The 12,491-nt window shown below is 68.6% G+C and carries 14 protein-coding genes; 8 read left to right on the forward strand and 6 right to left on the reverse strand.

All coding sequences use genetic code 11. The features are described from left to right. Positions 1–69 precede the first annotated feature (69 nt). Together AC5Y3Z_RS19700 and mhuD are read right to left on the reverse strand one after the other, a co-directional pair. Complete coding sequence (locus AC5Y3Z_RS19700; protein WP_473139853.1) at positions 70–1,425, reverse strand: serine hydrolase; 1,356 nt, start codon at positions 1,423–1,425, stop codon at positions 70–72. Continuing rightward, positions 1,400–1,717: a mycobilin-forming heme oxygenase MhuD gene (gene mhuD / locus AC5Y3Z_RS19705; RefSeq protein ID WP_463828557.1), complete on the reverse strand. Its 318-nt coding sequence runs from the start codon at positions 1,715–1,717 to the stop codon at positions 1,400–1,402. Before mhuD ends, AC5Y3Z_RS19700 begins: the two co-directional genes overlap by 26 nt. A 23-nt stretch (positions 1,718–1,740) precedes the next feature. On the opposite strand from mhuD, the gene AC5Y3Z_RS19710 reads away from it, so the two are divergent. Then, the gene (locus AC5Y3Z_RS19710) at positions 1,741–2,502 is read left to right on the forward strand and encodes an alpha/beta fold hydrolase (RefSeq protein WP_473139852.1); all 762 of its coding nucleotides are present in this window, start codon (positions 1,741–1,743) and stop codon (positions 2,500–2,502) included. 4 nt (positions 2,503–2,506) lie between these two features. On the opposite strand, the gene AC5Y3Z_RS19715 is transcribed toward AC5Y3Z_RS19710, so the two are convergent. Then, positions 2,507–3,418, reverse strand: a complete 912-nt coding sequence (locus AC5Y3Z_RS19715; RefSeq protein ID WP_473139851.1) for an iron-sulfur binding domain-containing protein — start codon at positions 3,416–3,418, stop codon at positions 2,507–2,509. Here AC5Y3Z_RS19715 and AC5Y3Z_RS19720 point away from each other — a divergent pair. Together AC5Y3Z_RS19720 and AC5Y3Z_RS19725 are read left to right on the forward strand one after the other, a co-directional pair. Next, the gene (locus AC5Y3Z_RS19720; RefSeq protein ID WP_463828560.1) at positions 3,417–4,046 is read left to right on the forward strand and encodes a carbonic anhydrase; all 630 of its coding nucleotides are present in this window, start codon (positions 3,417–3,419) and stop codon (positions 4,044–4,046) included. The genes AC5Y3Z_RS19715 and AC5Y3Z_RS19720 overlap by 2 nt on opposite strands. A gap of 105 nt (positions 4,047–4,151) precedes the next feature. Then, on the forward strand, positions 4,152–4,952 hold the full coding sequence (locus AC5Y3Z_RS19725) for a hypothetical protein (protein WP_473139850.1): 801 nt from the start codon (positions 4,152–4,154) through the stop codon (positions 4,950–4,952). Positions 4,953–4,973: 21 nt separating this feature from the next. Here the strand turns inward: AC5Y3Z_RS19725 and disA are convergent, their stop codons facing one another. Genes disA through AC5Y3Z_RS19740 form a run of 3 tightly spaced genes read right to left on the reverse strand, consistent with a single transcriptional unit; the run spans position 4,974 to position 8,120 of the window. Continuing rightward, positions 4,974–6,050, reverse strand: coding sequence for a DNA integrity scanning diadenylate cyclase DisA (disA, locus tag AC5Y3Z_RS19730; protein ID WP_473139849.1), 1,077 nt, complete (start codon positions 6,048–6,050; stop codon positions 4,974–4,976). A gap of 30 nt (positions 6,051–6,080) precedes the next feature. Then, entirely contained in the window at positions 6,081–7,496 is a 1,416-nt protein-coding gene (gene radA, locus AC5Y3Z_RS19735) for a DNA repair protein RadA (protein ID WP_473139848.1), read from the reverse strand. Between the two features lie 51 nt (positions 7,497–7,547). After that, the gene (locus AC5Y3Z_RS19740) at positions 7,548–8,120 is read right to left on the reverse strand and encodes a copper chaperone PCu(A)C domain-containing protein (protein ID WP_473139847.1); all 573 of its coding nucleotides are present in this window, start codon (positions 8,118–8,120) and stop codon (positions 7,548–7,550) included. Between the two features lie 324 nt (positions 8,121–8,444). On the opposite strand from AC5Y3Z_RS19740, the gene carD reads away from it, so the two are divergent. From carD to rlmB, 5 genes are read left to right on the forward strand one after another with little or no spacing between them, the layout of a single operon-like run. Next, positions 8,445–8,933, forward strand: coding sequence for an RNA polymerase-binding transcription factor CarD (gene carD / locus AC5Y3Z_RS19745; protein WP_065132069.1), 489 nt, complete (start codon positions 8,445–8,447; stop codon positions 8,931–8,933). 18 nt (positions 8,934–8,951) lie between these two features. After that, positions 8,952–9,623: a 2-C-methyl-D-erythritol 4-phosphate cytidylyltransferase gene (gene ispD, locus AC5Y3Z_RS19750; RefSeq protein WP_473139846.1), complete on the forward strand. Its 672-nt coding sequence runs from the start codon at positions 8,952–8,954 to the stop codon at positions 9,621–9,623. Further along, entirely contained in the window at positions 9,620–10,099 is a 480-nt protein-coding gene (gene ispF / locus AC5Y3Z_RS19755) for a 2-C-methyl-D-erythritol 2,4-cyclodiphosphate synthase (RefSeq protein WP_463828565.1), read from the forward strand. Before ispD ends, ispF begins: the two co-directional genes overlap by 4 nt. A 46-nt stretch (positions 10,100–10,145) precedes the next feature. Beyond that, a complete protein-coding gene (gene cysS / locus AC5Y3Z_RS19760) occupies positions 10,146–11,552 on the forward strand; it encodes a cysteine--tRNA ligase (protein ID WP_473139845.1) in 1,407 nt (468 codons plus the stop codon). After that, positions 11,552–12,481, forward strand: a complete 930-nt coding sequence (gene rlmB / locus AC5Y3Z_RS19765; RefSeq protein WP_463828567.1) for a 23S rRNA (guanosine(2251)-2'-O)-methyltransferase RlmB — start codon at positions 11,552–11,554, stop codon at positions 12,479–12,481. The genes cysS and rlmB overlap by 1 nt, the downstream gene beginning before the upstream one ends. Positions 12,482–12,491 lie beyond the last annotated feature (10 nt).

The raw sequence follows: 12,491 nt of genomic DNA on the forward strand, positions 1-12,491 counted from the left end.
CTGACGACGGCTGCTCCGCTGGCCCGGCGCCGCTCGTAAAACTATCGGCCGGCGACCAGGTCCTCGGGGTCAGCGCGGTTCGATCAGCGCGAAGGCCTGCTTGGCGACCTTGAGCATCCAGCTGGTCACCGTCGGCCCGTGATCGCGCGGCCAGTTCAGCTGGAAGCTGACCACCCAGGGTTGGCCGGTCTTGTCGACGGCGTACCAGCTGAACGTCAGATCTCCGGGCAGGCCGCCGGCTTTCGCGCCGATGTACGGCCACACATTGCGGTCCAGCTGGATGCCGGCAACGGCGGACAGGATCTTCCGCACAGGTGCGGCGGGACCGACCGCGTCGGCCTGCAGCGCCAGATGCACCCGGCAGATGTCCTCAGCGGTGCCGTACCATTCGGCGCCGAACGCCGAGGCCGGAGTGTGCGCACGAGTCGGATCAGGTTGATAGACAGTGGAATTCGCCTGCGCGAGCAGCGCGGCGCGCTCCTGCTGGGAGGCGTGCTGCCACTGCTCCCGCAGATCGGGCTGTCCCCAGCCGACCGAGAACAGCTCGTACATGGTGGGGAAGGGCGTCATGCTGGCCGGATCGTGGTGGCCGGCGGTGGCCAGGGCTTCCTCGACAGCGTGGGTGCCCAACCTGTCGATCAGCAGATCGGTCGCCATGTTGTCGCTGTTGGCGATCATCTTCTCCGCCGCCGTGCGCACCGAAACGTGATCGCCGGGGGCCAGTTCCAGCCCGGAGGACCCGACGGCTTTGCTCTTGCTGGTCACGGTCAGCTGGTCCTCCCAGGACACCGTGCCGCGCGTGACCGCGGTGGCGAGAGCATGCAGCACGTACAGCTTGAAGATCGACGCCAGCGGCAGCGCTGTCTCGGTGTTGGCGCCGGCCACCCGGGCACATTGGCCGTTGTCGATCTTGGCCACCTGGTAGGAGTAGCGGGCGCCGGTCTTGCTCAGCACAGCGTCGACATCACGCCACGCGGTGATCGGCGGGGGTGGTTGGGTGTCGAGATCGAACCGGTCGACCTGGCCGGTGTCGTCGGTGTGTATCCGGATGTCCTGTCGCGCACCGTAGGACGAGATCAGGTGCAGGGTGGCCACGTTGGCGCCGATGTCCACGCTGTTGAGGTCGAACGGCCGGTCCCACCAGAGGCTTTCCATGGTGGCTTGCACCGAGTCGACCTTGTCCGGGGTGGCCAGGGTGCCGACGCCCACCGGTCCGATCGGCCAGTCGGAGTTGAGCATGTCCAGCGTCTGCTGGGCCCGCAGACCTGGGGGAGTGGTGGTTTCGATCCGGCGCCCCGGGTTCGCCGCGTTCGCCGAGGGCGTCGGGGACGACGCGCACCCGGGGGTCAGCGTCACCACCAGCGCGGCGGTCGCGGCCAGCGCCGCGACGCGGCGCCGGTTACTCAGCGGGCGCGTTGCCTGCAACGTCGAGCACGACCTCGAATTCCAGCAGCGAAGCGCCGGTGGCCACCGGGTTCTTGTTCATCCCGGCGTGGGCCTGGATGGCCGGCCCACTGGCCCACGCCTGGAACGCTTCATCGGATTCCCAGTGCGTCACGACGAAGTAGCGGTCTTCACCCTTGACCGGACGCAGCAGCTGAAAGCCGAGGAAACCCGGCGAGTTCTCCACCGCGTGGGCGCGATGAGCAAACCGCTTTTCCAGCTCCGGACCAGCGTCGGCAGGCACCTCGATTGCGTTGATCTTCACCACTGGCATTCCGTTAGGTTACCGTGCCCGGCATGGCCCCCGATCTGTTGACCCACCGCGGCGGACAGGGCAGGCCACTGGTCCTGGTGCACGGCCTGATGGGCCGCGGGACCACCTGGTCCCGCCAGTTGCCGTGGCTCACCCGGCTGGGCGCGGTCTACACCTACGATGCGCCCTGGCACCGCGGTCGTGACGTCGACGATCCCCAGCCGATCAGCACCGAACGTTTCGTGGCCGACCTCGGCGACGCGGTGCACGGTTTAGGTGTGCCGGTCACGCTCGTCGGGCATTCGATGGGCGCCCTGCATTCGTGGTGTCTGGCGGCCGAGCGCCCCGAGTTGGTCGCGGCGCTGGTGGTGGAAGACATGGCACCGGACTTCGTCGGGCGTACCACCGGTCCCTGGGAGCCGTGGTTGCACGCCCTACCGGTCGAATTCAACTCTGCGGAGCGGGTATTCGCCGAATTCGGTCCTGTTGCCGGACAGTACTTCCTGGAAGCGTTCGACCGCACCGAGACGGGTTGGCGGTTGCACGGTCACACGGCACGGTGGATCGAGATCGCCGCGCAGTGGGGACTGCGCGACTACTGGGCGCAGTGGCGGGCGGTGCGCGCGCCGAGCCTGCTGATCGAGGCCGGCAACTCCGTTACCCCGCCGGGACAGATGCGGAAAATGCACGAAAGTGACGTGCCGACAACGTATGTGTATGTCCCTGCAGCCGGCCACCTGGTGCACGACGAGGCGCCGGAAGTGTACCGGCGTGCGGTCGAAACATTCGTGACCGGTGTGGCCTGAAAACTCACTCCTCGCCGGCCAACGCGAAACGGCCGTCGGCGGTCTGGGTCACCAGGCCGTCGTCCAGTAACGAATACAGCGCCCGGTCTCGTTGCGCGGGGTCGCTCTGCCAAGCGAGATCCAACTGCGCGCGGGTGACTGGAGAGTCGTTGTCGCGCAACACATCCATCAGCCGACCCCGGACCTGACGATCGGTCCCGGCGTAGCTCTGCACGCGCCGCGCCGGCCCGGTCGCAGCCGGGAAGCCGGCCCGTCGCCACCTGCAGGCGTCGAGCGGGCACACCCCGCATTTCGGGGCGCGGGCCGTGCACACCAGGGCGCCCAGTTCCATCAGCGCCACCGAAAACCTGGGCGCGCGTTCGTCATCGGGCAGCAATGCACTCACGTCGGCGTGGTCACGGACGGCCGACGGCGTCCCCGCATCGGCGCGCCCGTGCACGGCGCGGGCCACTACCCGGCGCACGTTGGTGTCCACCACCGGCACCCGCCGGCGATAAGCGAAGCACGCCACCGCCCGCGCGGTGTAGCTGCCGACACCCGGCAGCGTCAACAGAACCTCGACGTCGTCGGGGACCACATCCCCGTGGTCGCGTGCGATGACAACCGCACACTCGTGCAGGCGCTTGGCCCGCCTCGGGTAACCCAACTTGCCCCACGCCCGCAGCACGTCCGCAGCGGTGGCGGCGGCCGTCGCCGACGGGGTGGGCCAGCGCTGCACCCATTCGGTCCAGATCGGCAGCACCCGGGCCACCGGTGTCTGCTGCAGCATGAACTCGCTGACCAGGATCTGCCAGGCGCTGACGTCGGGCTGCCGCCACGGCAGGTCACGCTGGGTTTTCTCATACCAGCTCAAAAGATTGGCGACTGATATGTACGCGGAGTCAATCACCGGGCGGTGCGGCACAATGTCAGACATGCCCAACAGCAACCCGATCTCCGCATGGAAAGCACTCTGTGAGGGTAACGAGCGATTCGTCGCCGGTAAGCCTCTGCACCCCAGCCAAAGCGTCGATCACCGCGCCAGCCTGGCGACCGGCCAGAAGCCGACCGCGGTCATCTTCGGTTGCTCGGATAGTCGGGTGGCCGCCGAGCTCATCTTCGACCAGGGCTTGGGCGACGTGTTCGTGGTCCGTACGGCTGGGCAGGCGATCGACGCGGCAGTGCTGGGATCGATCGAGTACGCGGTGGCAGTTCTGGAAGTGCCGTTGGTCGTCATCCTCGGCCATGACAGTTGTGGCGCGATCAAGGCCGCATTGAGCGCCCTCGACGACGGTGACATACCGGTCGGTTTCGTGCGGGATCTGGTGGAGCGGGTCGTGACGACGATTCTGATGGGCCGTCGTGACGGGCTGTCCCGGGTCGACGAGTTCGAGGCGCGCCATGTACGTGAGACGGCTGCGCAGCTGATGGAGCGTTCGACCGTCATCTCGGACCGTGTGGCGGCCGGCACGGTGGGGATAGCCGGTGTGACCTATCGCCTGGCCGAGGGACGGGCGGTGCTGGTGCATCACGAGGGCGACATCGGGGCCGAGCCGCAGAGCTGATCGCTCGATGCGCTGGCCGCCACTACACGGCAATCGGCCAGCTAACTCGGCGACACGCCGAGGCAGGTCAAGCGAGTCGGCGTGACCTGGCCCTACCGTGGGAATGTGCTGGATCTGGAACCACGAGGCCCGCTACCTACCGAGATCTACTGGCGGCGCAGGGGACTTGCCCTGGGCATCGCGGTCGTCGCGGTCGGGATCGCCGTAGCCATCGTCATCGCATTCGTCAGTAGTAACGCCGGAGCGAAGCCTGCTGACAAGCCGACCTCGGCTCAGGGACACCCGGGGTCGGACGCACCCCAGGCGCCGGGGGCGCAGTCGCCGCAGCCGGCCGGACAGACGCAGGCCCCGGCCGGCGCGCCGCCGGGAACGATCAACCCCGAGTCGCCCACGCCGACGGCTGCGGTGCAGCCGCCACCGGTGCTCAAAGAGGGTGACGACTGCCCGGACTCGACGCTGGCGGTCAAAGGACTGACCAACGCGCCGCAGTACTTCATCGGCGACCAGCCGAAATTCACGATGGTGGTCACCAACATCGGGCTGGTGTCCTGCAAACGCGATGTCGGAGCCGCCGTGCTGGCCGCCTACGTGTACTCGCTGGACAACAAGCGGCTGTGGTCCAACCTGGACTGCGCGCCGTCCAACGAGACCCTGGTCAAGACGTTCACCCCGGGCGAGCAGGTGACCACCGCGGTGACCTGGACCGGCATGGGGTCCGCGCAGCACTGCCCGCTGCCACGACCGGCGATCGGACCCGGCACCTACAACCTGGTCGTCCAGCTCGGAAATCTGCGCTCACAACCGGTTCCGTTCGTGCTGAACCAGCCACCGCAACCACCCGGGCCTGCCCCCGCACCGGGACCCGCCCAGGCACCGCAACCCGAGGCGCCGCCGTCGGGAGGATAGCCGCCGGGGAGCACTGACTTCTCAGTGATCCGCGATCGTGGACTCGGCCAGTTGCGAGAGTCCTTCGCGCACGTGTCGGGCCCACATCGCCCCGATGCCGTCGACGGACTGCAAATCGTTGGCGCTGGCCGCCAGCAGCCCCTGCAACGTTCCGAATGACCGCACCAGCAGGTCGACGTGGGCGAACTGCAGCCGGGGGATGCCGTCCATGGCGCGGTAGCCGCGCGGGCTCAGCGCCGAATCCTGTGCCTCGGCGGTCGTCGGATACCCGAAGACCTTGGCCAGCGCGGTCAGTTCGAGCAGGTCGGTGTCCGACAGCGCGTCCAGCTCGTTGAGCGTGGCGGCGATCTGTGCCGTGGTCGGCGGTTCAGGGTTGGCGTGGTAGTCGCGCACGATCAAATCGCGGGCGGTGTCGTTGCCGCCCAGCAGTTCCTCCAGCTGTAGGCGCAGTTGGCGGCCGTCGGTGCCCAGCTCCACAGCGTCGGAGTCGATGGCCAGGCCGATGCGGCGGACCAGCTCGAGCCGCTGCACCACCGTCATCACGTCGCGCAGTGTCACGAAATCTTCGATCTCGGCCCGTGAGAGCTGCCGGCTGACCTCGTCCAGGCGTGTCTTGTACCGTTCCAGGGTTGCGATGGCCTGGTTGGCCCGGGACAAAATGGTCGCGGAATCGGCCAGGACGTGGCGTTCGCCGCCGACGTACACCGTCACGATGTTCATCGAGTGGCTGACCGAGATCACCGGGTAGCCGGTCTGGATCGCGGACCGTTCCGCCGAGCGGTGCCGGGTCCCCGACTCGTCGGTGGGTATCGACGGGTCCGGGACCAGCTGGACGTTGGCCCGCACGATGCGGCTGCCGTCGGTCGAGAGCACGACGGCGCCGTCCATCTTGCACAGTTCGCGCAGCCGGGTAGGTGCGTAGCGCACGTCGAGCGAGAAGCCGCCGTCGCAGATGGCTTCGACGCTCTCGTCGTGGCCGAGCACGATCAGGGCGCCGGTGCGGCCGCGCAAAATGCGTTCCAGGCCGTCGCGCAGCCCGGTGCCGGGGGCTAGACGGGCGACAGCTTCACGCAGGGTCGGACGGGTCACAGCGTGCATTCTGCTATGCCGCGCGGTTCGGCGGGACCCTTATGCCGAGCCGCCCGTCGGCGGGTTCGGTCGCGGCCGGGCGGCGCGGTGATCGGCGATGGCGACGATGTGGTGCATCGCCTCGCCGATGGTGGCCGCACTCAGCGCCCGCATCCCCGTCGGGACGGCAGCGCAACCCGGTGGAATCAGCGCCACGGTGAAGCCCTGCCGGGCAGCCTCGGTCAGCCGCCGCTCCATGCCGTGGACCCGGCGCAGGTCGCCCGCCAGGCCCACTTCGCCGATCATCACCGCGGTGGTGGGCAGCGGCAGGCTGTGGTACGCCGAGGCCAGCGCCGTGGCGATCGCCAGGTCCGCCGACGGTTCGGTCAACCGCATGCCGCCCACCGTCGACAGATAGATCTCGGTGACGCCCAGCTTCAAATCGGCGTGCTTTTCCAGCACCGCGGTGATCATCGCGGCCCGGGAATGGTCGATACCGCTGACCGCCCGCCGCGGCGAACCGCCGTTCGGGACGGCCAGCAAGGCCTGGACTTCCCCGATCAGCGGACGCTTCCCGTCCAAGGTCACCGTGATCGCGGTGCCGGGCACCGGGGTCGGCCGCTGGTCCAGGAAGAGGTGTGAGGGATCGGAGACGCCTTCGATGCCGTTGTCGTGCATCAAAAAGCAGCCGACCTCATCGGCAGCGCCGAACCGGTTCTTGATCCCTCTGACCATCCGCAACGATCCGTTGCGGTCGCCTTCGAAGTGCAGCACCACGTCCACCAGGTGCTCGAGCGAGCGCGGCCCGGCGATCGCCCCTTCCTTGGTGACGTGACCGACCAGAATCATCGCCACGCCACTGGTCTTGGCGACGGCGGTCAGCGCGGCCGTCACGGCACGCACCTGGGTGACCCCGCCGGCCACGCCGTCGGCCTCGCTGGTCGACATCGTCTGTACCGAATCGACGATGACCAGCGCCGGCCGCACCGTCTCGATATGGGCCAGGACGGCGTGCAGGTCGGACTCGGCGGCCAGATAGACCTCGTCGAACGTCCCGCCGCCGCCGATCCGGTCGGCGCGCAGCCGTATCTGCCCGGCGGACTCCTCGCCGGAGATGTACAACGCGCGTTGCCCGCGCTGCGCCCAGCGGTGGGCCACCTCGAGCAGCAGGGTGGACTTGCCCACCCCGGGGTCCCCGGCCAGCAGCGTCACCGAGCCGGGCACGACACCGCCACCCAGTACCCGGTCCAGTTCGCCGACCCCGGTGCGACGATGCCGGCTGCTGTCGGGCTCGACCGAACTGATCGGCACGGCACGCGACGATGACGGGGGCGAGCGCCGGCCACTGCCGACCGCAGTCAGGACAGCGGATTCTTCAACGGTGCCCCAGCTGCCGCAGTCCAGGCAGCGGCCCACCCACTTGGCGCTGACATGACTGCATTCCGAGCAGCGGTATTGCGAACGCGCATTAGCCACGCCGTGACGCTATCGCCGGGGGGTGACAGATCCCGGTATCGACAGGCTGATTCAGGAGTGGTGCGGCGCGCGTTCCTGCGCCTGCTCCACACCGGCCGAAATCGGTACCTGGACGCTGCGCTCGCCGGCCTTTTCGAACTTGAAGCTGAACTGGTAGGTGAGGCCGTTGGTGATCGGCTTGGACAGGTTCACGGTCGCTTTCGCGACGCCGTTGGCTCCCGGGGGCCCCGGCGCCACGGTCTGACCGTCCGGTGTCCCGACGAACAGCATCCCGGCGGCCGGCAGCTTGGGGTCCCCGGACAACGTCACCTGCCCGATGTCGCTGGTGATGCCGGTCAACCGGTCGGCCTCGTACGGCGAGCTGTTGACGGCCACCAGCACCAGCTCCACGGTGCGGCCGGGCTGCAGGGAGTCACCGGTCTGCGCGGCCTGGATCCGGATGTCGCGCAGCGCCACGTTGCCGATGGTGAGCCGGTTGCCGTTGACGGCGGGTTCCTGGGCGGCGGTCTGCGAGATCTGGCCGGTCCCACAACCACTGAGCACGGCCGCCGCCACACCAGCGGTTGCCACCCAGGTGGTCAGCTTGGCCAGGCGCAGCGGCAGTCGGATGTTGAAGCGGTTCACTCAATGCCTCCTGGTCCCGGATTTCAACTATGGACAGTAGTAGCAACGCATCGTCGGCGGTAGCGGGGACACCCGATATCGAGTGCCGGCCAGCTTGTGCCCGGTGCCCGCTGAACTCCGGCAGGGGCCGGCCAGATATTCTCGGAGGGCGGATTCGGGCCCGTGCCCAAGGGACTGAATGCGCCACCGAAGATGGTCCCCCTGCACGTCCTGGCCCGCCTGTCAAGACCTAATATGCACCCGGCGTGCCTCTGACCTGCACCGTTGTTCCCCACGCGTCGGGCCCGCGTGTTAGACTCAACTAACGAAAGGGGCTCGAATCAGATGATCTTCAAGGTCGGTGACACCGTTGTCTATCCACACCACGGTGCTGCGTTAGTCGAGGCGATCGAAACTCGAACCATCAAAGGGGAGCAAAAAGAGTATCTCGTCTTGAAAGTCGCGCAGGGCGACCTGACCGTTCGAGTCCCGGCGGACAACGCCGAGTACGTCGGTGTCCGTGATGTCGTGGGCCAGGAAGGCCTCGACAAAGTTTTCCAGGTGCTGCGTGCTCCGCACACCGAAGAGCCCACCAACTGGTCCCGCCGGTACAAGGCCAACCTCGAGAAGCTCGCCTCCGGCGATGTCAACAAGGTGGCCGAGGTCGTGCGCGACCTGTGGCGGCGCGATCAGGAGCGCGGTCTCTCGGCGGGCGAGAAGCGGATGCTAGCCAAGGCGCGCCAGATCCTGGTCGGCGAATTGGCCCTGGCTGAGAGCACCGACGAGGCCAAGGCGGACACCATTCTCGACGAGGTCCTGGCCGCCGCCTCCTGAATTCCCCGGAGCTCGTAGGTGAGCGCGGGAAAGGTCGTCGCGATAGTCCCGGCCGCAGGGTCCGGGCAGCGTCTGGCCGCCGGCGTCGCTAAGGCGTTCTATCAACTCGAAGGCCGTTCGCTGGTCGAGCGCACCCTCGAGGGTCTGCGGGCCTCCGGCGTGGTGGACTCCGTGATCGTCGCGGTCCCGCCCGATCGCACCGACGAGGCCAAGCTGATCCTGGGACACCTCGCCACGATCGTGGCCGGGGGGCCGACCCGCACCGAGACCGTGCAGTTGGCGTTGTCGGCGCTCGGCCAACCGCCGGAGTTCGTCCTGGTGCACGATGCGGCGCGGCCGTTGACACCGCCGTCGCTGATCGCGCGGGTCGTCGAAGCGCTGCGGGAGGGTCATCAGGCGGTGGTACCCGGCCTGCCGTTGGCGGACACCATCAAGGCCGTCGACGCCAACGGCGTGGTGCTGGGGACGCCGGAGCGGGCCGGTCTGCGCGCGGTGCAGACGCCGCAAGGTTTCGCCACCGAGCTGCTGGTGCGCGCCTACCAGCACGCCGGCACTGCCGGCTTCACCGATGATGCATCGCTGGTGGAGCAGATCGGCGGCCGGATCCAGGTGGTCGACGGCGACCCGCTGGCCTTCAAGATCACCACCCAGCTGGATCTGCAGCTGGCCAGGTCGGTGGTGCGGACGTGATTCAGCAGCCACGCGTCGGGTTGGGTGTCGACGTGCACCCCATCGAACCCGGGCGGCCGTGCTGGCTGGTTGGCCTGCTGTTCCCCAGCGTGGACGGCTGCGCCGGACACTCCGACGGCGACGTCGCGGCGCATGCGCTGTGTGACGCGGTACTGTCTGCCGCCGGGCTAGGTGACATCGGTGGCGTCTTCGGCGTCGACGATCCCCGCTGGCAGGGCGTCAGCGGCGCCGACATGCTCAGGCACGTCGTCCAGCTGCTCGCCGCGGAGGGCTACCGGGTGGGCAATGCGGCGGTCCAGGTGATCGGCAACCGGCCGAAAATCGGCCCGCGCCGTTCCGAGGCGCAGGCGGTGTTGTCGCGGTTGCTCAACGCGCCGGTATCGGTGTCGGCCACGACTACCGACGGGCTCGGTCTCACCGGACGCGGCGAGGGTCTGGCCGCCATCGCGACCGCGATGGTCATTCCGCTCCGCTAGGCCGCGCGGCGCCCCGGCCGCGGTGCAGGCAGTAAGCTGGCACGTCGTGACCGATCGTGCCGTCCTGCGGCTCCATGACACGGCAACAGGTGCCGTGCGTGATTTCGTGCCGATCCGGCCCGGCCACGTCTCCATCTACCTGTGTGGCGCGACTCCGGACACGCTGCCGCACATCGGGCACGTCCGCAGCGGTGTGGCCTTCGACATCCTGCGCCGCTGGTTGATCGCTCGCGGCTACGAGGTCTCGTTCATCCGCAACGTGACCGACATCGAGGACAAGATCCTGACCAAGGCCGCCGCGGCGGGCCGGCCCTGGTGGGAGTGGGTGGCCACCTATGAGCGAGCCTTCACCGCCGCCTACGACGCGCTCGGTGTGCTGCCGCCGTCGGCGGAGCCCCGGGCCACCGGTCACATCACGCAGATGGTCGAATTAATGGAACGCCTGATCGAAACCGGTCATGCGTACGCCGCCGCCGGCGATGTGTACTTCGACGTCCTCAGCTACCCCGAGTACGGCCAGCTCTCCGGGCACCGGATCGACGACGTGCACCAGGGCGAGGGCGTGGCCACCGGCAAGCGCGATCAGCGCGATTTCACCCTGTGGAAGGGGGAGAAGCCGGGCGAGCCGTCGTGGCCTTCGCCGTGGGGGCGCGGGCGTCCCGGCTGGCACCTGGAATGTTCGGCGATGGCCCGCACCTATTTCGGACCGGAATTCGACATCCATTGCGGTGGAATGGATTTGATCTTCCCGCACCACGAGAACGAGATCGCGCAGAGCCGCAGCGCCGGCGACGGGTTCGCTCGTTACTGGCTGCACAACGGCTGGCTGACCATGGGTGGCGAGAAGATGAGCAAGTCGCTGGGCAACGTGGTGGCCATCCCGGCGATGCTGCAACGGGTGCGACCCGCCGAACTGCGCTACTACCTGGGCAGCGCGCATTTCCGCTCGATGCTGGAATATACCGAGACCGCACTGCAGGACGCGGTCAGCGCTTATGTCGGGTTGGAGGACTTCCTGCACCGGGTCCGCAGCCGAGTCGGCGCCGTCGTACCCGGCGAATGGACCCCGCGCTTCGCCGCCGCGCTCGACGACAACCTGTCCGTGCCGATGGCGCTGGCCGAGATCCACCAGACCCGTGCCGACGGCAACCGCGCGCTGGACGCCGGTGACCACGAGGGCGCGCTGCGCAGCGCGTCCTCGATCCGCGCGATGATGGGCATCCTGGGTTGCGATCCGCTCGACGAGCGCTGGGAATCCAAAGACGAGACATCGGCCGCGCTGGCGGCGGTGGACGTGCTGGTCCAGTCCGAATTGAAGAATCGGCAGAAGGCGCGCGAGGAGCGCAACTGGGCACTGGCCGACGAGATCCGGGACCGGCTCAAGCTGGCCGGTATCGAGGTCACCGACACCGCCGACGGTCCGCAGTGGACGCTGAGCGGTGGCGGCAAGTAGTGGCCGGCAACTCGCAGCGCCGCGGGGCGATCCGCAAATCCGGCTCCAAGAAAGGGCCGACCGTCGGCTCGGGTGGCCAGCGTCGCCGCGGACTGGAGGGGCGCGGACCCACGCCCCCGGCGCATCTGCGCCCGCACCATCCGGCGGCCAAGCGGGCCAAGCCGCAAGCCCAGCGCCCGGCCCGCAAGGTCGACGAGACCGAAACGGTACTGGGCCGCAATCCGGTCCTGGAATGCCTGCGTGCGGGGGTCCCGGCGACGGCGCTCTATGTCGCACTGGGTTCGGAGGCCGACGAGCGACTGACCGAATCCGTATCCCGCGCCGCCGATTCGGGCATCGCGATTCTCGAGGTGCCGCGCACCGACCTGGACCGCATGACGGCCAACCACCTGCACCAGGGCATCGCGTTGCAGGTGCCGCCCTATGACTACGCCCATCCCGACGATCTGGTCGCCACCGCACTCGCCACGCCACCGGCAATGCTGGTGGCGCTGGACAATATCTCCGACCCGCGCAACCTCGGCGCGATCGTGCGTTCGGTGGCGGCGTTCGGCGGCCACGGTGTGCTGATCCCGCAGCGCCGCTCCGCCTCGGTGACCGCGGTCGCGTGGCGCACCAGCGCCGGGGCGGCGGCCCGGATACGGGTGGCCCGGGCGACCAATCTGACCAGGACGCTGAAGGATTGGGCCGGACGGGGCCTGCGGGTGGTGGGTCTGGACGCCGGGGGCGACACAGTGCTCGACGATCTGGACGGCACCGATCCGATGGTGGTCGTCGTCGGCTCCGAGGGCAAGGGACTGTCGCGGCTGGTGCGGCAGAACTGCGATCAGGTGGTGTCCATCCCGATGGCGGGTCAGACCGAATCGCTGAACGCCGCGGTCGCCGCCGGGGTGGTGCTCGCCGAGATCGCGCGCCAGCGCCGGGGGTGACTTTCCCTGG

The sequence above is a fragment of the Mycobacterium sp. NGS61 genome, assembly GCF_059812325.1.

Excerpts from the sequence above, each read along its gene's own strand:
- carD (WP_065132069.1), top strand. The coding sequence starts at position 8,445 with ATGATCTTCAAGGTCGGTGACACCGTTGTCTATCCACACCACGGTGCT.
- mhuD (WP_463828557.1), bottom strand. The coding sequence starts at position 1,717 with ATGCCAGTGGTGAAGATCAACGCAATCGAGGTGCCTGCCGACGCTGGT.
- AC5Y3Z_RS19710 (WP_473139852.1), top strand. The coding sequence starts at position 1,741 with ATGGCCCCCGATCTGTTGACCCACCGCGGCGGACAGGGCAGGCCACTG.
- AC5Y3Z_RS19715 (WP_473139851.1), bottom strand. The coding sequence starts at position 3,418 with ATGTCTGACATTGTGCCGCACCGCCCGGTGATTGACTCCGCGTACATA.
- AC5Y3Z_RS19720 (WP_463828560.1), top strand. The coding sequence starts at position 3,417 with ATGCCCAACAGCAACCCGATCTCCGCATGGAAAGCACTCTGTGAGGGT.
- disA (WP_473139849.1), bottom strand. The coding sequence starts at position 6,050 with ATGCACGCTGTGACCCGTCCGACCCTGCGTGAAGCTGTCGCCCGTCTA.